The sequence below is a fragment of the Mobilicoccus massiliensis genome, assembly GCF_000826525.2.
GTDB classification, from domain to species: Bacteria; Actinomycetota; Actinomycetes; order Actinomycetales; family Dermatophilaceae; genus Mobilicoccus; species Mobilicoccus massiliensis.
This window is the reverse complement of the sequence record NZ_LN651328.1, coordinates 346,304-366,171: the sequence shown is the minus strand read 5'-3', so window position 1 is coordinate 366,171 and position 19,868 is coordinate 346,304. Positions and strand designations below refer to the sequence as shown.

The 19,868-nt window shown below is 69.7% G+C and carries 14 protein-coding genes; 7 read left to right on the top strand and 7 right to left on the bottom strand.

Annotated elements, in window-relative coordinates:
* Positions 1–69: 69 nt before the first annotated feature.
* Positions 70–1,683, bottom strand: coding sequence for an NADP-dependent phosphogluconate dehydrogenase (gene gndA, locus BN1197_RS07715; RefSeq protein WP_082043715.1), 1,614 nt, complete (start codon positions 1,681–1,683; stop codon positions 70–72).
* Between the two features lie 242 nt (positions 1,684–1,925).
* Between gndA (BN1197_RS07715) and BN1197_RS07710 the strand changes: the two genes are divergently transcribed.
* Together BN1197_RS07710 and larC are read left to right on the top strand one after the other, a co-directional pair.
* Positions 1,926–3,104, top strand: coding sequence for a hypothetical protein (locus BN1197_RS07710; RefSeq protein WP_040157865.1), 1,179 nt, complete (start codon positions 1,926–1,928; stop codon positions 3,102–3,104).
* A 94-nt stretch (positions 3,105–3,198) separates the two neighbouring features.
* Entirely contained in the window at positions 3,199–4,476 is a 1,278-nt protein-coding gene (larC, locus tag BN1197_RS07705; RefSeq protein ID WP_040157862.1) for a nickel pincer cofactor biosynthesis protein LarC, read from the top strand.
* Positions 4,477–4,608: 132 nt separating this feature from the next.
* Here the strand turns inward: larC and larB are convergent, their stop codons facing one another.
* From larB to uidA, 4 genes are all read right to left on the bottom strand, one after another.
* Positions 4,609–5,274 carry a nickel pincer cofactor biosynthesis protein LarB gene (gene larB, locus BN1197_RS07700; RefSeq protein WP_040157861.1) on the bottom strand — a complete coding sequence of 222 codons (666 nt, stop codon included), beginning with the start codon at positions 5,272–5,274 and terminating at the stop codon, positions 4,609–4,611.
* Complete coding sequence (gene larE / locus BN1197_RS07695; protein ID WP_040157859.1) at positions 5,267–6,103, bottom strand: ATP-dependent sacrificial sulfur transferase LarE; 837 nt, start codon at positions 6,101–6,103, stop codon at positions 5,267–5,269. Before larE ends, larB begins: the two co-directional genes overlap by 8 nt.
* A gap of 252 nt (positions 6,104–6,355) precedes the next feature.
* Positions 6,356–7,951 (bottom strand): NADP-dependent phosphogluconate dehydrogenase, encoded by a 1,596-nt coding sequence (gene gndA / locus BN1197_RS07690; RefSeq protein ID WP_040157857.1) that lies wholly within the window; start codon positions 7,949–7,951, stop codon positions 6,356–6,358.
* A 37-nt stretch (positions 7,952–7,988) separates the two neighbouring features.
* A complete protein-coding gene (gene uidA, locus BN1197_RS07685) occupies positions 7,989–9,773 on the bottom strand; it encodes a beta-glucuronidase (RefSeq protein WP_040157855.1) in 1,785 nt (594 codons plus the stop codon).
* Between the two features lie 256 nt (positions 9,774–10,029).
* Here uidA and BN1197_RS07680 point away from each other — a divergent pair, with 256 nt between their 5' ends.
* Together BN1197_RS07680 and BN1197_RS07675 are read left to right on the top strand one after the other, a co-directional pair.
* A complete protein-coding gene (locus tag BN1197_RS07680; protein WP_040158172.1) occupies positions 10,030–11,397 on the top strand; it encodes a glycoside-pentoside-hexuronide (GPH):cation symporter in 1,368 nt (455 codons plus the stop codon).
* Between the two features lie 77 nt (positions 11,398–11,474).
* Positions 11,475–12,485, top strand: coding sequence for a LacI family DNA-binding transcriptional regulator (locus tag BN1197_RS07675; protein ID WP_040157853.1), 1,011 nt, complete (start codon positions 11,475–11,477; stop codon positions 12,483–12,485).
* Positions 12,486–12,532: 47 nt separating this feature from the next.
* Here BN1197_RS07675 and BN1197_RS07670 read toward each other — a convergent pair whose 3' ends face one another.
* Positions 12,533–13,906 carry a lactate racemase domain-containing protein gene (locus BN1197_RS07670; RefSeq protein ID WP_245851850.1) on the bottom strand — a complete coding sequence of 458 codons (1,374 nt, stop codon included), beginning with the start codon at positions 13,904–13,906 and terminating at the stop codon, positions 12,533–12,535.
* Between the two features lie 140 nt (positions 13,907–14,046).
* On the bottom strand, positions 14,047–15,891 hold the full coding sequence (locus BN1197_RS07665) for a hypothetical protein (protein WP_040157850.1): 1,845 nt from the start codon (positions 15,889–15,891) through the stop codon (positions 14,047–14,049).
* A 338-nt stretch (positions 15,892–16,229) separates the two neighbouring features.
* On the opposite strand from BN1197_RS07665, the gene uxaC reads away from it, so the two are divergent.
* The 3 genes from uxaC to BN1197_RS07650 all read left to right on the top strand — a co-directional run bounded on the left by uxaC (position 16,230) and on the right by BN1197_RS07650 (position 19,806).
* Complete coding sequence (gene uxaC / locus BN1197_RS07660; RefSeq protein WP_040157848.1) at positions 16,230–17,642, top strand: glucuronate isomerase; 1,413 nt, start codon at positions 16,230–16,232, stop codon at positions 17,640–17,642.
* Positions 17,639–19,030, top strand: a complete 1,392-nt coding sequence (locus BN1197_RS07655) for a mannitol dehydrogenase family protein (RefSeq protein ID WP_040157846.1) — start codon at positions 17,639–17,641, stop codon at positions 19,028–19,030. The genes uxaC and BN1197_RS07655 overlap by 4 nt, the downstream gene beginning before the upstream one ends.
* A gap of 185 nt (positions 19,031–19,215) precedes the next feature.
* Positions 19,216–19,806, top strand: coding sequence for a hypothetical protein (locus tag BN1197_RS07650; RefSeq protein ID WP_141397242.1), 591 nt, complete (start codon positions 19,216–19,218; stop codon positions 19,804–19,806).
* Positions 19,807–19,868: the final 62 nt, after the last annotated feature.

Sequence of the window (19,868 nt, the reverse complement as noted above, 5' to 3'; positions counted from 1 at the left end):
GACGGCAGCCGCGCGGCTGCCGTCTCGTGGCCCGACTCGTGGTTGAGATGCGCGCGGAGCCGCCAGGGCTCAGTCGACGGCGATCTCGCTGCGGTCACCGGACCAGAGGGTGTGGAAGCTGCCTTCGGCGTCGGTGCGGCGGTAGGTGTGCGAACCGAAGTAGTCGCGCAGGATCTGGATGAGGGCGGCGGCGTCGATGCGTGGTGCCCGCACCATGTCGTAGTACCCGATCGCGCCGGCGAACCCGGGCACCGAGACCCCTGCGGCGACGGCCCGGCAGACCGTGCGTCGCCAACCGTCCTGCGACGCGGCCAGCCCCTGCTTGATCGAGGGTGCCTCGAGCAGGGTGACGAGGTCGTTGGCCGCGTACTCGTCGCGGATGCGGTCGAGCAGCTTGGCGCGGATGATGCACCCCGCGCGCCAGATCTTGGCGATCTCGGCCATGTCGATGTTCCAGCCGTACTCCTCGGCCGCGAGCCGGATCTCGTCCAGGCCCTGGGCGTAGGCGACGACCTTCGAGGACCACAGTGCGTCGCGGACGTCGTCGATGAACGCCTGTCGGTCCTCGACGGTGAACGTGCCGTCGGGGCCGGTGAGTGCCGCCTGCGAGTGGGCGCGCAGCTCGTCGTCGGCCGAGACCGCGCGGGCGAAGACGGCCTCGGCGATGGCGTTGACGGGGGCGGCGAGATCGAGTGCGCTCTGCACGGCCCACGTGCCCGTGCCCTTCATGCCGGCGGCGTCGACGATCACGTCGATGAGCGGCCTGCCGGTCTTCTGGTCCACGGCGCGGAGGGCGTCGGAGGTGATGCCGATGAGGTAGGAGTCGAGGTCACCGGTGTCCCACTGCTCGAAGACCTGGGCCATCTCCTCGAGGGAGAGTCCGGCCGCCTTGAGCAGCTCGTAGGCCTCGCCGATGAACTGCATGTCGGCGTACTCGATGCCGTTGTGCACCATCTTGACGAAGTGGCCCGACCCGTCCGGGCCGATGTGCGTGCAGCACGGCTCGTCGCCGACGTGCGCCGAGATGGCCTCGAGCATCGGCCCGACGATCTCGTAGCTCTCGTCGGGGCCGCCGGGCATGATCGACGGGCCTTCGAGGGCACCGACCTCGCCCCCGGAGACCCCGGCACCGACGAAGTTGAGCCCGAGCCGGGCGAGCTTGGCCTCGCGTCGGCGGGTGTCCTCGAAGAAGGAGTTGCCGCCGTCGATGACGACGTCGCCCTCGTCGAGGAGCGGCGTCAGGGTGTCGATGACGTGATCGGTGACCTCACCGGCCTTGACCAGGAGGATGATCGAGCGAGGCCGCTTGAGGCTGTGCACGAAGTCCTCGACCGTGCCCGCAGGGACGAACGTTCCCTCCGCGCCGTGCTGCTCCATCATCGTGACCGTGCGCTCACCCCAGTGGTCGTAGAGCGCGACGGCGTACCCGTGCCGGGCGAGGTTGCGGGCGAGGTTGCTGCCCATGACCGCCATGCCGACGACGCCGATGTCGGCCGACGCCTCCTGCGGCGTGGGAATGTCGACCGGCGGATGCTCCTCGGCGGCACCGACTCGAGTTCCGGTCTCGGCGGCAGCGGCCCGCTGTTGTCCGCCCCGGTGCTCCTCGGTGGTGAGCTCCTCGTCGCCGTCCTGCCTGTCGCGTGCTTCGGCGTCGTCCCGTGTGTTCTCGTCGGCCGTCGTCATCGTGACTCCTCGACTGATCCTGGGGTGTCCTGGGTCCGGTGCCACCGTACGGCCCGGCACCGACGACGGCGACGCGGAGTGAGGCAGTGCGCTGGGCGACGACCGGGGTGCCGCGCCGGATGATCGTCAAGTTTCGTTCAGTCCCAACGCCTTCGGCCCCCACATCGCCGGGCGATAGGTCAGGATTCACCCCATTCGGCCACGACGGCGTGGCCCCCGGCTCTCCGAGAGGACCCCCTCGAATGCGTCATCTTCGCCCGTTCGCCGCCATCGCGCTGAGCGCCGCACTCGCCACTGCCCCGGGCCTGGCCACCGCCGCCCCGGCCACGGCGGTGACACCGGCCACCCCCGCCACCACCGTTGCATCGACCGCGGCCAAGCCCGGTCCCGAGGAGATCCGCGCCAAGGTGCAGCGGCTCATGCCGAAGGCACCGACCGCGCTCAAGCAGAAGCTCGACCGCATGACCGACGGGCCGGCCGCCAACGACGGCAGCCAGTACCAGTGCGGCCCGACCGAGGTGAACCGCTGGGTCGCCCAGTCCCTCGAGAGCTGGGACGAGTACGACCTCCTCATCCTGCAGATGATGGGCGCGCTCGACCTGCCCACCTACGACGCGCTCGTCTTCGGCTCGGAGAACGACCCGAGGTACGCCCTGAGAGAGGACAGGCAGGTCCTCACCAAGACGATGAAGAAGCTCGAGAAGTTCTGGGACGTGAGGACCGACGACATCGAACTCATGGCCATGCACGGCGACATGCTGCTCGACAGGTCGCGCACCGCGCGTGTGTACGAGGTCGTGTTCGGCCTGCCCAAGGCCGACGCTCAGGAGATGGCCGACCTCGTCGCGACGTTCGTCGCCTCCAAGCCGCACTTCCAGGGCGGCGACCACCCGATCTTCACGTTCAACGCGTTTGCCTTCACCACCTACGGCGAGAGCGAACCGGGCATCGGTGTCATCGGCGATCGTATCGTCATGGGAGACGGGATCCTGCGCGCCTACCGTGAACTCGGCTACGGCGACGTCGCCCCGCAGGCGATCCTGGCGCACGAGTTCGGGCACCACGTGCAGTTCGAGCTCAGGATGCACGGGCAGGAGAACACCCCCGAGACCACCCGCCGCACCGAGTTGCACGCCGACGCGGCCTCCGCGTACTTCCTCTCCCACCCTCGCGGCACGAGCATGCAGATCAAGCGCGTCACCCAGTTCCTGCGCGTCTTCTACACGATCGGCGACTGCCAGTTCGACAGCCCTGGCCACCACGGCACGCCCAACCAGCGTGAACGCGCCGGCAACTGGGCCTACCAGCTGCAGGAGAAGGCCCGCCCGAAGGGTCACATCCTCCCGGCCGTGGAGTTCACGCGACTCTTCGACGCGGCGCTGCCCGGCCTCGTCGCTCCGGACGTCGCCAAGGCGGCGTGAGGCTCGACCTCCACACACGGCCCGCTCCGGGCGCTCTAGGGCGTTCCGGGGCGGGCCGTGTCGTCGTCGCAGACCCGATGCCTACGGTGTCGGTATGGGACGCAGGGTGTGGGTGGATGCGCGGGTCGGTGTCGCGGGCGACATGCTCCTCGGGGCGCTTCTCGACGCCGGGGCCGATCTCGAGGTGGTGCGCCGCGACGTCGAGGCCGTGCTCCCCGAGACCGTGCGGCTCTCGGTGGAGACCGTCGCTCGTGGGGTGATGCGGGCGACCAAACTGCACGTCGACACGGTCGTCGAGGACCACCCGCACCGGCCCTGGTCGGACATCCGCGCCCGGCTCACACGGGCAGACCTGCCCGACCGGGTGCGCCGCGACGTGCTCGCGACCTTCTCGGTGCTCGCCGAGGCCGAGGGGCGGGTGCACGGCATCGACCCGGAGGACGTGGAGTTTCACGAGGTCGGTGCGTGGGACTCGATCGCCGACGTCGTGGGGGTGTGCTCGGCCCTCGCCGACCTCGCCGTCGAACACGTGCTCACCTCACCGATCGCGTTGGGGGGCGGGTTCGCTCGCGGCGCCCACGGGATCATGCCGGTGCCCGTGCCGGCGGTGCTGCACCTCGTCGAGAACTCGGGGCTCGTGACCACCGGGGTGCCGGTCGACACCAGCGAGCCCGTGGGGGAACTCGCCACCCCGACGGGCGTGGCCCTGCTTGTAGCGCTGGCCCGCCCCGCCACGGGGTTGCCCCGCGGTGCCGTGCTCACGGTCGGTGTCGGCGCCGGCACGAAGGACGACCTGCCCTGGCCCAATATCACCCGTGTCGTCGTGTTCGACCCTCTAGCCGACCCGGCCGGAGGGTCGTCCGACGGCGCGGATGAGCACGCCGGGTGGACGCAGATGGCGGTGTTGGAGGCGAACGTCGACGACCTCGACCCGCGGTTGTGGCCAGGGGTGCTCGCCGACCTCCTGGAGTCCGGAGCCGTCGACGCCTGGATGACACCGATCGTCATGAAGAAGGGCCGCCCCGCACACACCGTCTCGGCCCTCGCCGAATCCGAGGCGCGAGGCGCGGTGCGAGAGGCGATGTTCCGGATGACGAGCACTCTTGGGGTGCGAGAACATTCCGTGCGGCGTGAGGCGCTCGACCGCACGTGGCGGACGATCGGCGTCGACTGCGCCGGGCACCGCGGCGAGGTCCGGCTCAAGTGCGCTCACGTCGAGGGCCGGATCCTCCGCGTGACACCGGAGTTCGACGACGTCGCGACTCTGGCCCGCGAGGCGGGGGCGCCACAGATCGACGCGATGACCGCAGCGGTCGGTGCGGCCGTCGCGGTCGGGTTCGTCGTCGGCGCGGCCCTCCCCGACGACGGATGAGCCCACCACACGCCCGCCGTTTCCTGCTCGTTCTCCCGAGCTGACGGGTGACGGGACGGGCACGTCGGAAACGGCGGCTGTCTCGGCGCTGGGTGGGCGCGGTGGGAGAACCCGGCTGAGCGTGAGCGGGAGTCAGGGGGCGGCGATCTGGGCGGCGAGGTGCCCGCCGCCGTAACCGTTGTCGATGTTGACGACGCCGACACCCGGGGCGCACGCGGTGAGCATGGTGAGCAGCGGTGCGACGCCCTCGAACGCGGCGCCGTAGCCCACGGAGGTCGGCACGGCGACGACGGGCGCGGACACGAGTCCCGCGACGACGCCGGGCAACGCGCCGTCCATGCCCGCGACGACGACGATCGCCCGGGCGGAACGCAGCAGGTCGACCCGCGCGAGGATGCGGTGCAGCCCGGCGACCCCGACGTCGGCGACGAACTCGGTCCGCCGGCCGAGGTAGCGGGCCGTCACCTCGGCCTCACGCGCGACGGGCAGATCGGACGTGCCGGCGCACACGACGACGACGAGCCCGCCCGCCGGTTCGGGCGGCCGCGGGGGCCAGGCGACGAGGCGAGCCACCTGCTCGTGGACCGCGTCGGGCAGTTCGCCGAGAACGGCGGAGGCGCGGGCGTCGTCGGCGCGGGTGAACAGCGTGGCGCCGGTGTTCTCGCCACGCTCGTGTGCCTCGCGGACGGCGGCGGCGATCGCCGCGACCTGCGCGGGGGTCTTCCCTTCGCAGTACACCGCCTCGGCGTAACCACGACGTTCGAACCGTGCGGAGTCGAGCTCGTACTCCTCACCCATGCGTGACGCCGACGAGAGGAAGGGTGAACGCGCCCGACTGGATGCCCGCGAGGTCGAGGGCGACGAACCGGAATCCGGCCGCCCGAATGCCCTCGACGAGCCGGCCGGCGATCTCGGGTTCGGCGGCGCGGGCCAGGTCGGCGGGGAGCAGCTCGACGCGGGCGACGTCACCGTGGTGGCGCACGCGGCCGTCGGCGAAACCCAGTTCGCGCACGACCCGTTCGGCGGCCTCGACCTGAGCGAGCTTCTGCGGTGTCACCGGCTCGTGGTGGGGGATACGGGAGGCGAGGCAGGGCGCGGCGGGCTTGTCGGCGCACGGCAGATCGAGGGCTCGGGCGAGCTCGCGCACATCGGTCTTGCTCAACCCGGCCTCGGCGAGCGGGCGCAACACGCGATGGTTCGTCGCCGCCCGCGCCCCCGGCCGGTCGGGACGCAGCGCGTCGTCGGCGTTCTCGCCGTACGCGACCGCGTCGAGGCGGTGCTCGACGACGAGCGCGTCGTCGATGCGGGTGAACAGCTCGTCCTTGCAGTGGAAGCAGCGATCCGGGCCGTTCGCGACGTAGGCCGGGTTGTCGCCCTCGTGCGTGGCGATCTCGACGACGCGCGCTCCGATCACCCGCGCCACCTCGTGCGCCGCGTCGCGTTCGTCACCGGCGAGGCTGGGGGAGACACCGAGGATCGCGACCACGTTCTCGGCACCGAGGGCTCGCACCGCCAGCGCCAGCAGCAGTGACGAGTCGACCCCACCCGAGAACGCGACCCCGAGACGGCCGACACCGGCGAGGTGGGCGCGCACGCGCCGTTCCCGGTCGTCGAGGACGTCGGACATGGCGTGACCTCCCGTTCATCACGAGTCGTGGGGACGTGCGAACCGCCTCAGTCTGTCAGGCGCGCGGATTCCGGCCGAGGCTCCCTGTGGTGACACCGGCGGTGCCGACGTGGCAGATGGGATGGAAGCGCAGGTGGGGTGATCACCCCCGCCGTGCTTCCATCCCATCTGCCATCTCACCGTGACGACGCCGTGACGACGCCGTGATGACGCCGTGACGACGACGCAGCGGTTGACGCCGAGTCCTCGGGTTCAGACCTCGATCTCGGACCGGTCGCCGGACCAGAGGGTGTGGAAGCTGCCCTCGGTGTCGATGCGGCGGTAGGTGTGGGCGCCGAAGAAGTCGCGCAGTCCCTGGGTGAGGGCGGCGTTGACGCGCGGCGCGCGGAGCTGGTCGTAGTAGGCGAGCGCCGAGGAGAATCCGGGAACGGGCACCCCTGCGAGCGCGGCCTTGGCGACGATGCGACGCCAGGCGTCCTCGGAGGCCGTGAGCTCCTTGACGACGCTCGGCGCCTCCAGCAGCGTGACGAGGTCGTTGGCGGCGTACTCGCTGCGGATCCGTTCGAGGAGCTTGGCGCGGATGATGCAGCCGTCGCGCCAGATCTTGGCGACCTCGGCGATGTCGATGCTCCAGCCGTATTCCTCGGCGGCCATGCGGATGAGGTCGAGCCCCTGGGCGTACGCGACGACCTTGCTGCTCCACAGCGCCCTGCGGATGTCGTCGACGAACCCCTCGCGGTCGCTGCCGGCGGCGACGTCGTCGAAGCGACGGTCGGGGCCGGTGAGCGCCGCACGCGCGGCCGCACGCAGCGGTGCGTCCGAGGAGGCGGCACGTGCGAACACGGCCTCGCCGATGGTGTTGACGTCGACTCCGAGCGAGAGGGCGCTTTGCACCGTCCACGTGCCGGTGCCCTTCATCCCGGCGGCGTCGAGGATGACGTCGAGCAGCGGCTTGCCCGTCTTCGCGTCCTTCTGTCGCAGCACCTCGGAGGTGATCTCGATGAGGTAGGAGTCGAGGTCGCCGGTGTTCCAGCGCTCGAAGACCTGGGCCATCTCCTCGTGGTCGAGTCCCGCGGCCTTGAGCAGTTCGTAGGCCTCGCCGATGAACTGCATGTCGGCGTACTCGATGCCGTTGTGGACCATCTTGACGAAGTGGCCGGCGCCGTCGGTGCCGATGTAGGTGCAGCAGGGCTCGTCGCCCACGTGCGCCGAGATGTCCTCGAGGATCGGGCCGAGCGCCTCGTAGCTCTCGGGCGACCCACCGGGCATGATCGACGGCCCCTCGAGCGCGCCGACCTCACCCCCGGAGATGCCGGCACCGACGAAGTGCAGACCGTGCTCGCGCAGCTCCTTCTCGCGGCGCCGGGTGTCCTCGAAATACGCGTTGCCGCCGTCGACGACGATGTCGCCCTCCTCCAACAGGGGGATGAGCGATTCGATCGTCGCGTCTGTGCCTGCGCCCGCCTGCACCATGATGATGATGCGCCGCGGCCGTTCGAGGGAGGCGACGAAGTCCGCGAGGTCCTCGGCCGGCACGAACTGCCCCTCGGTGCCGTGGTCGGCGATGACGCCCTGGGTCCTGGAGTACGTGCGGTTGTACACGGCGACGCGGTAGCCGTGGCGGGCGATGTTGCGGGCGAGGCTGCTGCCCATCACCGCCATGCCGATGACGCCGACCTGCGCCGTCGCGTCCTCCGTCTGCGTCGGTGTCGTCGTGGTCGTCGTGGTCGCGCCCTGGGCCTTCTGCTCCTCGCGGGCGGCTCTGGCCTGCTTGTCGAGGGTCTCCTCGGTGGTCTGCGGGGTCTCGGGCGCGGGGGCCCGGTCTGCGCCGGGATCGTTGGTCGTCATCGTGGCTCCTCGGGTAGGTGCGTGGGCGGGAGGGTCGTCACCGGCGGGTCCAGCGTTCGCGCAGCAGGTGCGCGACGGCCTTGGGCTGACGGTCGCGGGTGAAGGCACCCTTCTTGTTGCCACCGACACGCATGATGCCGGAGGTGGTGGCGAAGTCGGCGAAGTTCCACATCTGCTCGCCGACGATGGCGTCGATGTCGTCGAAGACGCGGTGGTGCATGTCGAGCAACTCCCGCTGGTACTCCTCGCTCCAGGGCTCGGCCGGAAGCTGGTGCAGACCCGGCATCGTGTCGGCGCCGTACTCGGTCATGATCACGGGCTTTCCGTCGCCGGCCCACGCTTCGAGCTCGGTGCGCATGTTCTTCTCGGCCGCGACGAGGTCGCCGGTGTCGACGTACCAGCCGTAGTAGCGGTTGAGCATGACGAGGTCGGCGAACTGCATGACCCGGTCCTTGCCGTGCGGCGCGAGCATGACGTTGACGAACCCCACCGGACGGGTCGGGTCGGCCTCGCGCGCGACGTCGAACAGCGGCCGGAAGTAGTCCTCGGCGCCCTGGGTCTCGCTCTCGGGCTCGTTGGCGATCGACCAGATGACGACGCTCGGGTGGTTCTTGTCGCGGGCGATGAGGTCGCGGATGACGTCGGCGTGGACGCGCTGCGTCTCCTCGTTCACCGTCTCCGGGGAGTAGGTCGTGTACCCCTGGGAGCCGAAGATGCCGCCGCCGAGGCCCATGTTGAGTCCGACGGCGGGGGTCTCGTCGATGACGAGCACGCCTGCGGCGTCGGCGTAGTCGAGGACGTCCTCGCTGTACGGGTAGTGCGAGGTGCGCAAGCTGTTGGCACCGATCCACTCGAGCAGCTCGAAGTCGCGGATCATCAGGGCCGGGTCGTGCTTCTTGCCCACGGTGACGTGGTCCTCGTGCATGCCGAAGCCCTGGAGGTGGACCGGCTCGCCGTTGAGAAGCAGTCGCTGCCCGTCGATCTCGAAGGTGCGGATGCCGGTCTTGACGTGGTAGCTGTCCACGAGGTCGTCACCGTCGTGCAGGCGTACCTCGACGTCGTAGAGGTACCCGTCGCCCAGGCCCCAGGCATGGACGTTCGGTACCTCGAGCCTGCCGCTCGCGCCGGTGCCGCGGGCGACCTCGGCTCCGTCGGCGTCGCGCACGACGACCTCGACCCCCAGATCGCCTGCGTCGACGGTCTCGGTCGTGTACTCGATGACGCCGGTCGTGCGGGCGTCGTCGGTGAATCCGGTGACGAGCGTGACGTCCTCGAGATGCCGCGTGGGGGTGGCGCTGAGCCACACGCTGCGGTGCAGGCCCGCGTAGTTGAAGAAGTCGTGCCAGTACCGCTGCTTCGGGCCGCTCACGGTCTCCTCGATGACGCCCGGCGGGATGGACTGGAACGACAGCGTGTTGTTCACGCACACGGTCAGACGGAACTCCTCGCCCGGTGTCACGTGCTCGGTGATGTCGGCCTCGAACGGCAGGTAGCCGCCCTCGTGCGAGACGACCTCCGCGTCGCCGACCCACACCGTCGCGCGGTGGGTCGCGGACTCGAGATGCACGACGATCCGCTCGCCCTCCCAGCCGCGCGGCACGCGCACGGTGCGCTGGTACCAGATGTCACCGAAGAAGTCGCGGGTCGCCTGGTCGGTGACGAGGTCGTTGAAGCTCGCGGGGACCGCCATGGGCCGGGCCTGCGCCAGCGGGGCGGAGAACCAGCGCTCCTTGTGGCCGGTGCCGTCGGTGTCGAGGCGGAAATCCCAGACGCCGTCGAGGTTCTTTCGTTCGCGGGTCGCGGTGTCCTGAGGTCGAAGCATGGGGGCCTCCTGGGTCGGCGGGACTGCGCCCATGGGCGGGCGAGGATGCTCACCCCAATCAAGTCGGCCGCCCTTCTCACGGCAAGGGGTTGCCGGAAGTTGCAACCCCGATCGCCGGGTGCCGGAGGCCGGGCGCGAGGACGTCTCCAGGCAACAATGGGCAACTTCTGTCACCCGTGAGCCCGCGCGCCCATAGTTGCCGACAACAGCAGTGGCGTGACCCCGCCGCGTTCCTCGTTCGAAGGTGAGCGACACCATGCAGAAACTACGACAGATCAACTATCTCGGGTACATGAGCGGCGACATCGCCAACAACCTCGCGTTCTCGCTCCAGGCCATGTTCCTGCTCATCTACTACACCAACGTCGTAGGACTGAACCCCGCACCCATCGGGACGATGTTCCTCATCGTGCGGGTGTGGGACGCCTTCGCCGACCTTCTCGCCGGCCGGCTCGTCGACATGACCCACAGCCGCTGGGGCAAGTTCCGCCCCTACCTGCTGTTCGTCTCGTTGCCGCTGCTGCTCTCGAGCGTGGCGCTGTTCACGATGCCGAACTTCGACAGCGACACCGCCAAGTACGTCTACGCCTACTTCACGTACACCCTTCTCGGCACGTTGTACTCGCTCGTCAACATCCCGTACGGCTCCCTGGCGACGGTGATGACGCAGGATCCGGTGGAACGTTCCCGCCTCGGCACGTACCGCAGCGTCGGGCCGATGCTGACGATCTTCGCGATCGTCTTGCTGGTCGCCCCCCAGATCCAACGACTGCGCGGCGACTCGATGGCCCTGCAGACGTTCTTCACGACCCTCACCCTGTCGTTCGTCGTCCTCGGATACGCGCTCTACCTCTTCTGCTTCTTCACCGCGCGAGAGCGGATCCACCACGACGTGCCGCCCGTGACGTTGCGCAAGACGTTCGAGACCGTGCGTCAGAATCGCCCGCTGCTCATCCTCTGCGGAAGCAACCTCGTGTTCCTCATGGGCGTCTTCGCCATTCAGGGAGTGCAGGCCTTCTACGCGTCCTACATCCTCGGCGGCGCCGGCCTCATGGTGCCGATGCTGGGGGCGACGACGGTGGCGAGCTTCTGCGCGGTTCCCCTCGTCCCGCGCATCGTGGCCCGCATCGGCAAGAAGAGGACGTTCTTCATCGGCGGCACCGGTTTCGCGGTGGTCTGCGTGTGGATCTTCTTCATGCCTCCGGTGGTCCCGCTGTTCATCGCCACGTTCTTCGTTCTCGGGCTCTTTCAGAACATGGCGATGTCGTTGCTGTTCGCCTTCGAGGCCGACGCCGTGGAATACGGCCAGTACGTCACCGGTGAGCGAACCGAGGGCGCGACCTACGCCGTGTACTCCTTCTTTCGCAAGGTCTCCCAGGCCATCGGCGGTTCGATGACCGCGTACGCACTCTCCCTCGGAGGATTCAACGCAGCGCTGCCGGTGCAGAGCGAAGGGGCGCTCACCGCGATCCGAGCGGCCATCGGGCTGGGGCCCGCACTGTGTGCCCTCGTCGGAATGCTCATCTTCCTGCCCTACCCCCTCACCGACACGCGACTGAAGGAGATCGTCGCCGTCACGCGGAACCGCGAGGCCGAGGCGGCGCACGCGCACGGGAACGACTGACGCCCCTCCGTCGAAATGACCGAATCCATCACCCCCCGACCCGACCCTGTGCCGCCCTCGCGACATAGGGTCGGGCCATGTCGCGCCCCGATGACGGTGAGCGTGCGACGACCATCTACGACGTCGCACGCGCTGCCGGGGTGAGTCCCTCGACCGTCTCGCGCGCCTTCTCTCGGCCCGGGCGCGTGTCGTCACGCACGGCGCAGCACGTGCACGAGGTCGCCGAGCGGCTCGGGTACCGCAGCGATCAGGTGCGGCACTTCGCCACCTCGCCGAGGACACGCACCCTCGGGCTCGCGATCTCCGACATCACCAACCCCTTCTACTTCCCGATCATCCGCGGCGCCGAGCATGCGGCGGCCGCCGCCGGATACACGATGCTGCTCGTCGACGCGCAGGAGTCTCTCGAGACCGAGCGGGAGATGCTGCGTCGCGCCCTGCCGCTCGTCGACGGGTTCGTCATCGCGAGTTCGCGCCTGTCGGACACCGATCTGCGTTCGATCGCGAAGTCGGTGCCGGTGGTCGTGCTCAACCGGGTGGTGGCCGGCCTGCCGAGCGTCGTGCCCGACACACCCCGCGGTGCGCGCCGGGCCGTCGAGCATCTCGCCACGCTGGGGCACCCGACGATCACCTACGTGGCCGGCCCCGAGGCGTCGTGGGCCGACGGGGCCCGCTGGCGTGCGCTGCGAGAGGCGTCGCTCGAACTCGGGTTGCGGGAGAACCGGGTCGGCCCGGTCGAACCGACGGTCGAAGGCGGGCGCGCCGCGGCCGTCTCCGTCGCCGAACGTGGGGATCGTGCCGTACTGGCGTACAACGACCTCGTCGCGATGGGGCTGGTGGCGGGCCTGCGCGAGCTGGGCATCGCTGTTCCCGACGAGGTGAGCGTCGTCGGCTTCGACAACATCTTCGCCGCCGACCTCGTCACCCCCGCCCTCACGACCGTGGCGGCGCCGCTGTCGACGCTCGGCGACACCGCGGTGCGGCACGTCCTCGCGCTCGCCGGTGGCGCGGAGGCGCGTCGCGGAGGACCGATCGTCGTGCCGGTCCGTCTCGTCGTGCGCGCGAGCACCGCGGCGCCCGCGGGATGAGCCTTTGGATGAGATGAGCCTCGAGATGAGTCTCGGTTGAGCCGTGGTCAGTCGCGCAGCCGGAAGAGCACCTCGCCGGCGTTGCGAACGACGGTGACGTCGGGGTCGGCCTCGAGCGCGTCGAGGTCGACGGTGGCGGGGTCGAGGTAGCCGACGTTGATCTTCTCGCAGGTCTCGCGGGGGATGGCCGTGGCGAGGGTGACGTCGATGCGCAGGTCTTCCTCGCCCGTCTCGGCGTCGTAGGTGCCGAGGCCGCGCATGTGCGTCGAGTGGGCGAGCACGCCCCAGTGGATGTGCTTGAACTTCTCCCACTGCTTCACGAAGTAGTCGCGGCAGTGGTAGCCGATGTCGTAGATCTCGTCGTGGGTCTCGCTGACCTCGGTGATGTGCGGGGCATAGATGATCACCTCGCCGCCGTCGGCGACGGCCGGCTCGGTCTTGTAGAAGCCCTTGGCGGCGGTCCAGATGTCGTCGTACCGCTCGGGCATGACGGCGACGACGCGCTGAAAAGGCTTGTCGACGTAGGTCACGTGGGTCTGCGCGGCCACGGCGGCGGCCGTGGCCCAGGCGTCCTCGGGGACACCGAAGGCCGCGGCCTCGAGTTCGCCCGTGCCGGATTCGACGACGCAGCACAGCGCGAGCCGCTGCGTGGGGATGAGCCGGGCCCCCTCGTCGATCATCGCCCGCACCGGGGTGATGCCGGTCGTGCCGATGATCTCGCTGCTCGTGATGAGCGCCCCCACCCAGTGCGTCATGTCGATGAACGCCGGCCCCGCGACGCCGGGGATGAAGTACTTGTTGCCGCCGGAGATGCCGACGACCTCGTGCGGGAACACCGGGCCGACGACGATCGCGATGTCGGACTCGACGACGTGCCGGTTGATGACGATGTCGGCGCCCACGTCGAGGCGGCCCTCGGAGAGTTCGGCGATGCGCTCGCCGGCGATGTGGCCGACCTCGACGAGCATGTCGGGGTCGCGCCACTCGTGGTTGACGACCCTCAGCCCCGGGTACGCCTCCTCGAGCGTCGCAGGTTGGGAGGTGCCGTCGGCGTTCGTGCCGCCCACCCCGAACATCCTGTCGATCTCGTCGGGCTCCATGTACGAGTGCGTTCCGAGAGCGATCACGGCGGTGAGCGACCCGACACGCCCGTGCAGGTGGCGGTGCATCACGCCGACGAGCATCGGCAACGGGCACGAGCGCGTGCCGTCGGGCACGACGAGGACGACGTTCTTGCCGTCGACGTCCAGGTCACGCAGGCGTTCCCCGACGAACGCGTCGAGCGCGGCCCCGTCGACGTGCTCGTGGGGCCCGCCGATGCTCGTGCAGGCGATGCCGCTGTCCGAGACAGCCGAGCCGGTCGAATCGGTTGAGTCGGGCGTGATCGAGCCGGGAACGTCGGGGCTGGTGTCGCTACTCACGTGGCCAGTCAGCCACGAGATCCTCCGGACCGCAACGAGTTGCCGGGAGTTGGCGTGCCGGCAGCGGGCGGTGACCAGCGGGTGGGGGGCGGCGCGCGAGGGGAGTTGAGGGCCGCCTCGGCGCGTCGGAACTCCGCGCGTCAGAACGGTGGCGGGCCCGCATCGCGGCGCTCCCAGGGCGGAGGCTCGGCCTTGGGGGCCGCCCTCGGTTTCCGACGACGGACGTGCAGGGGTGAGGGTTCGTGGGCGTCGTCGATGAGGGAGGTGAGTCGCCTCTCGAATTCGGAAGGTGGCGGAGTCGCCCGCACGCTCGGCGGCGACACCCGTGGCGAGGCGGCTCGAGCTCCGACGTCGTCACCGGGTTCGAGGTCGAGAGCGAGGTCGAGGTCGAGGTCTTGGCGCATCCACTCCTCTTCGTCGTGATCCGGCGGCGCGTCCGTGTGGCGAGAGTGTCGAGCGCCGTCGGCCCCTTCGAGGTCGGTATCGGGAGGCGGTGCAACGCCGCCTTCGGCGCGTCTCCATTCCCCGACGGTGTGTTCGAAGGTGGCTCGCATCTGGTCGAGGGTCGGTGGGTCGGGATCGCGGTAGTCCCAGGGAGTCGTGGTGTAGACGCGGCCGGTGGGCGTGGTCCACGAGATGCCGCCGTTGATGCCGGCGTCGCGTCGCGAGTGCCACGTGCGGCGGGTCTTGTGGTTGTGGCCGCGACGGTGCTTGGCCGAGACGTTGGATTCGCTCGAGGGCCCACTCGAGGCGTAGTCGAGATCGTGGTCGGTGTCGCAGGCGCGGGCCGGGCGAGTGGAGCCGGGCGCCCGGGAGACGCGATCGCGGGCCAGGACGCGTTCTCGCAGGTCACCGGTGATCTGATAACCCCTGACGTGGAGGTCGAGCATGTGCCCGGTGAGAGGGTCGGTGACGAGCCGCCGCCAGGTGGAACCCGCGGTGCAGGCGATGTCGCGCACGAATCGAGCGGCCAGCCAGTCCTGCTCGCCTCCGCACGCGATCATCCCCGGCTGGTCAGCGGCGCCGAGCAGGGTCGACAGCGGTACGACGACGTCGACCCTCGCGGGAGGCAACTGTCCCGCGAACAACGAGTACGCCGGGTCCTGCTCGACCGCCGTGCCTTCGTCGTCATGAGTGGCGCGGCCGGTACAGGGGTCGAAAAGACCTGTCCGAGAGGGAAGTTGCCCGTAGAGGATGAGGTCGAGAGTGATGTCGGAACGCAGGTGCGCGAGGGTGCGGGCATCGCCGGTGGCGCGCAGGCGCCGGGCGATCCGGTCGATGCGTTCGTGAGCGCCGACGATGCGCGCGGCGTGTCCGGTGACGCTGAACTGTCCCGTGCCGTCCTCGGGGTGGATGAGCGCGAGGGTGCGCCGGTTGCCCATGGCGTTCTCGTGGCGTTCGGCGGGGGTGGTGACCTTCGCGAGCTGGTAGCGCAAGCGCGACGTGAAGACCGGTTGCGGCACCAGGAGGCCGCCCTTCCCGTGCGGCCCGCGCAGAGGGTGAGGAGCGACGAGGCGGTCGACGATCCCGGCCAGAGCGGTCGCCGGCGCTTCCTCGGTGCTCCGCAGCACATGCCAGGCTCGGTGCCACGACAGCTCTCCCTCGGCGAGGGCCCGCCGCACGGGACCGTGTCGCACCGGGTCGCCGATCGCGAGTTTCGTGCGCGCACGGCACACCCCGGCGGGTAGCCCCGTGGCGAGGGCGACCTCGTCCTCGATGCACGCACGTGCCTCGGTGCGAGCGAGGTTGCGCGTCCTGGCAGAGGGATCCGGCTGCTCGTGCTCCAGGCGTTCCAGCGCGCCACGTTCTCGGGAACGCGTCAACGCCTCGGTGAGCGCGACTCCGCGGGCGGCCAGCCACGCCGTCCATCGTTCGTGCTTGGCCAGTTCGGTGAGCATCGCGTCCTCGCTCAAGGAGGCGAACGTGGATGCGGGCACGACCTCTCCGACGCCCCACTCGGCCGGCGCCTCGAGCACGGCCGTCATCGAAGGGCTGTGAGCCTCGCCTGGTTCACTGTTCGACACGGCAACCACCTCCTGTTCGACAACGGCGCTGACTAGTGACCCCATTCTACGTTGAGTCGCGCACCCACAGCCTGGTTAACCCACATGAGTGCGCAAGCCTGTTCGACGTACGTAAACCGAACACCCCGCGACTGGAGACGTGCATCCGTGCCCGGTATCCGCTCTCTATGCACCCCACACACGCGGTGCCCTCAGTGCGGAACCCGTGCATGGATGACGTCTGCCCCGCACGGAGGCGCTTCCGCAGCAACACGTGGCAACCCGTTGCCGTGACAAGGAGTCCGGCTGAGGATGGCGGCATGAGTGAGCCGTTGACATTGCACCACGATCGGTTGTTCCCGCCGGATCCGACGACTCGTGACATCGCCCGTCGCCTCTACGCCGAGGTCGCGGACCTGCCGATCGTCTCGCCGCACGGCCATGTGCCGCCGCAGTGGATCGCCGACGACGTGCCGTTCCGTGACCCGACCTCGCTCCTCATCACCCCCGACCACTACGTGACGCGCTTGCTGCACGCCTCGGGGGTCTCGCTGCGCGACCTCGGCGTCGGGCGGGATCCGTTGGACGAGAAGGACGCCCGTGCCGCGTTCCGGATCCTCTGCGAGCACTGGGACGTCTACGCCGGGACGCCGATGCGGTTCTGGATGGAGAGCCAGTTCGTCGACATCTTCGGTGTGACGCAGCGGCCGAGCGCCGAGAACGCCGACGCGGTCTACGACACGATCGCCGAGTGGATCGCGAAGCCCACCTCGCGCCCCCGGGCCCTGCTCGACGCGTTCGACATCGAGTTCATCGCGACGACCGACGATCCGTGCGACGACCTGCACTTCCACGAGCAGCTCGCGAACGACCCCTCGTTCACCCGCCGCGTGGCTCCGACGTTCCGCCCCGACCCCTACCTCGAGCCCTTCGCGGGCGGATGGAACGAGCGGGTCGACCGGCTCGGCGAGGTGAGCGGCGAGGACGTCGGCTCCTACGACGGGTTCATCCGCGCTCTGGAGAACCGACGGGCGTACTTCAAGGCCCACGGCGCCGTCTCGACCGACCACTCCCATGCCGACCTCGGCACCCAACCGCTCGAACCGGCCGAGGCGGCCCGCATCTACGCCGAGGCCCGCGAGGGCCGCGCGAGCGAGGCCGACTGCACCGCGCTCCGTCGCCACCTCATGTTCGAGATGATCCGGATGGCCACCGAGGACGGGCTCACCCTCACCCTGCACCCGGCGGTGTTCCGCAACCACCACACCGCCTCGTTCGAGAGGTACGGCGCCGACGTGGGCGGCGACATCCCGATGTCGCTGGAGGTCACCCGCGCCCTGCAGCCGGCCCTCGCCCGGTTCGGCACGGCAGAGAACCTCAACCTCGTCGTCTTCACGATCGACGAGACCGTGTACTCGCGTGAGCTCGCGCCGCTGGCCGGGTTCTACCCCAGCGTCTACGTCGGTGTGCCGTGGTGGTTCATCGACGCCCCCGACGCGATCATGCGGTTCAAGAAGGCGGTCACCGAGACCGCCGGCTTCTCGCGCCTCTCGGGCTTCATCGACGACACCCGCGCGTTCTGCTCCATCCCCGCGCGTCACGACATGTCGCGACGGCTCGACTGCGCCCACCTCGCCGAGCTCGTCGCTCAGCACCGCCTCCCGGAGGACGAGGCCGCCGCCATCGCCCGTGGCCTCGTCGCCGACTCGCCTCGAAAGGTCTTCAAGCTGTGAACACCGATGCTCTTCGACGCCTCGACCGCCAGGAGGACGGCCGCGCCGCCGCGCCGGTGCGCATCGTCCATCTCGGCGCGGGCAACTTCTTTCGGGCCCACGAGGCCTGGTACACCGAGCACGCCCCGGACGCGGACGGTTGGGGGATCGCGGCGTTCACGGGCCGCTCGGCCACCGTTGCCGACCAACTCGCACCGCAGGAGGGGCTGTACCAGCTCGCGGTGCAGGCTCCCGACGGTGACCGCGTCGAGGTGATCTCCTCGATCACCGCCGCCCACCCCGCCGGAGACCTCGTCGCGTGGCGCGAGTACCTCGCGAGCCCGCAGGTCGTCCTCGTCACGAGCACCGTCACCGAGGCCGGGTACCTGCGCGGTGACGACGGCGGTCTCGACCTCGGCGACGAGAACGTCATCGCCGACCGCGACGCCCTGCGAGACGACCCCGCCACCGGCACGGTGACGACGGCACCGGGCCGGTTCGTCGCCGGCCTGCTCGCCCGTCGCGAGGCGAACGGCGACGACGCACCCCTGACGTTCGTGCCGTGCGACAACGTGCCGGACAACGGTGAGATGGTGCGCCGCGTCGTCACCGACCTCGCCCGCGAGGTCGACCCGAGCCTGCTCGAGTGGATCGAGCGCAACGTCACCGTGGCGACGACGATGGTCGACCGCATCACTCCGCGCACGACCGACGAGGACCGCGCGCGAGTCGCGGAGGCGACCGGCATCGACGACCCCGCGCTCGTCGTCACCGAACCGTTCGCCGAGTGGGTGCTCGCCGGCGATTTCGTCGCCCGCCCCGCCTGGGAGGACGCCGGAGCCCGCATCGTCGACGACGTGCGCCCCCTCGAGCGGCGAAAGCTGTGGATGCTCAACGGATCCCACTCGCTCATGGCTTACGCGGCGACGATCCTCGGCCACGAGACCGTCAGCGACGCGATCGGCGACGAGACGGTTCGCGGCTGGGTCGAGCAGTGGTGGGACGTCGCGGCCCGGCACCTCGACCTGCCCGAGCAGGAGATCGCCGACTACCGCGCCGCGCTGATCGAACGCTACGAGAACCCGCGCATCCGCCACCTGCTCTCGCAGATCGCCGGTGACGGTTCGCAGAAGCTGCCCATCCGCATCGTGCCGGCTCTCAAGGCCGACCGCGCCGCCGGGGAGCTGCCGACCGGTGCCTGCCGCGCTATCGCCGCGTGGATCTGCCACCTACGCGGTCTCGGAGCTCCGGTCGCCGATACGCAGGCCGACGAACTCACCGGCCTGGTCTCCGGCGAGCTGCCGGACGCCGTGGACGCGGTGCTCGGCCGCCTCGGTCTCGACGGCGACGACGAGGTCCGGGCCGAGGTCCTCCGCCTGGCCGAGGAGCTGCAGGAACTCGCTCGCTGACGCCTAGGCTCCTGGGGTCGTGCCCGGCTCCAAGGGCACGATCCGTTCGCGCATTCAGAGGCCATCGACAATCGGTCGATGGCGCCCGCCCACCCGGGTCTTGGACTCGGGGTCACGGCCCGTCCCGCGGAGCCGAGCGTGCGTCGAGCGACACCGGACGCCGTTGAGCAGCTAATGTCCCGAGCGTGAGTGCCCCCACGATGGACCTGATGATCAAGGTCCTCACTGTCACCCTCCCCATCGTGACCGCGGTGCTGGGTTTCATCGGTGGTCTGCTTCGGCGCAGCCCCTACCGTGGCGTGGAAAAGGCACTGGACGTCCGCAGGCAATTCGTGGAGGCCGGAGCAGACCCAAAAGTCTGGGATCGCATGCTCGCGGCGGAACTTCGGGATGCCGACTCACCGCAAGTCCGCTCGTACCTCCGTTTCGCCCGGTTCTGGCTCATCATGATTCTTGTCACGGCGGTCGCGGTATACACGTTGCTCACGCTGGATCCTGGCCCTAGATGGGCCAGCGAGTGGCAGAAGGTCCCGAGGCTGACCTACGCGATCGTTTTCGGGATGGAGGGCTTAGTAGCGTTGGGCTTCTTCGGTACGGCGATGCGCTCCGTGTTCAGCCGACGGAATCTTCCCTACGTGGCGTGGGCAGGACTGCCGCCCGACAGCCCTGAATTCGATTTCAGCCCCGCGAAACCGCTCGGGGTGAGCGCAGCCGCATCACGGGTCAGGCGACGCAACTGGCTCTGGCGAACGAAGAGGTCTGGGCGGGGAGCCTGAGTGGCCCCGAGCTCACAACCGTGATCTCGGCTGGCGGGTCTTCGTTCTGCGTCCCGAGGGCG

Coding starts and splice junctions, on each gene's coding strand:
- larC (WP_040157862.1), top strand. CDS start 3,199: ATGGGACGCAGGGTGTGGGTGGATGCGCGGGTCGGTGTCGCGGGCGAC.
- larE (WP_040157859.1), bottom strand. CDS start 6,103: ATGTCCGACGTCCTCGACGACCGGGAACGGCGCGTGCGCGCCCACCTC.
- gndA (WP_040157857.1), bottom strand. CDS start 7,951: ATGACGACCAACGATCCCGGCGCAGACCGGGCCCCCGCGCCCGAGACC.
- uxaC (WP_040157848.1), top strand. CDS start 16,230: ATGAGTGAGCCGTTGACATTGCACCACGATCGGTTGTTCCCGCCGGAT.
- BN1197_RS07680 (WP_040158172.1), top strand. CDS start 10,030: ATGCAGAAACTACGACAGATCAACTATCTCGGGTACATGAGCGGCGAC.
- BN1197_RS07665 (WP_040157850.1), bottom strand. CDS start 15,891: ATGACGGCCGTGCTCGAGGCGCCGGCCGAGTGGGGCGTCGGAGAGGTC.
- BN1197_RS07675 (WP_040157853.1), top strand. CDS start 11,475: ATGTCGCGCCCCGATGACGGTGAGCGTGCGACGACCATCTACGACGTC.
- uidA (WP_040157855.1), bottom strand. CDS start 9,773: ATGCTTCGACCTCAGGACACCGCGACCCGCGAACGAAAGAACCTCGAC.
- BN1197_RS07710 (WP_040157865.1), top strand. CDS start 1,926: ATGCGTCATCTTCGCCCGTTCGCCGCCATCGCGCTGAGCGCCGCACTC.
- gndA (WP_082043715.1), bottom strand. CDS start 1,683: ATGACGACGGCCGACGAGAACACACGGGACGACGCCGAAGCACGCGAC.
- larB (WP_040157861.1), bottom strand. CDS start 5,274: ATGGGTGAGGAGTACGAGCTCGACTCCGCACGGTTCGAACGTCGTGGT.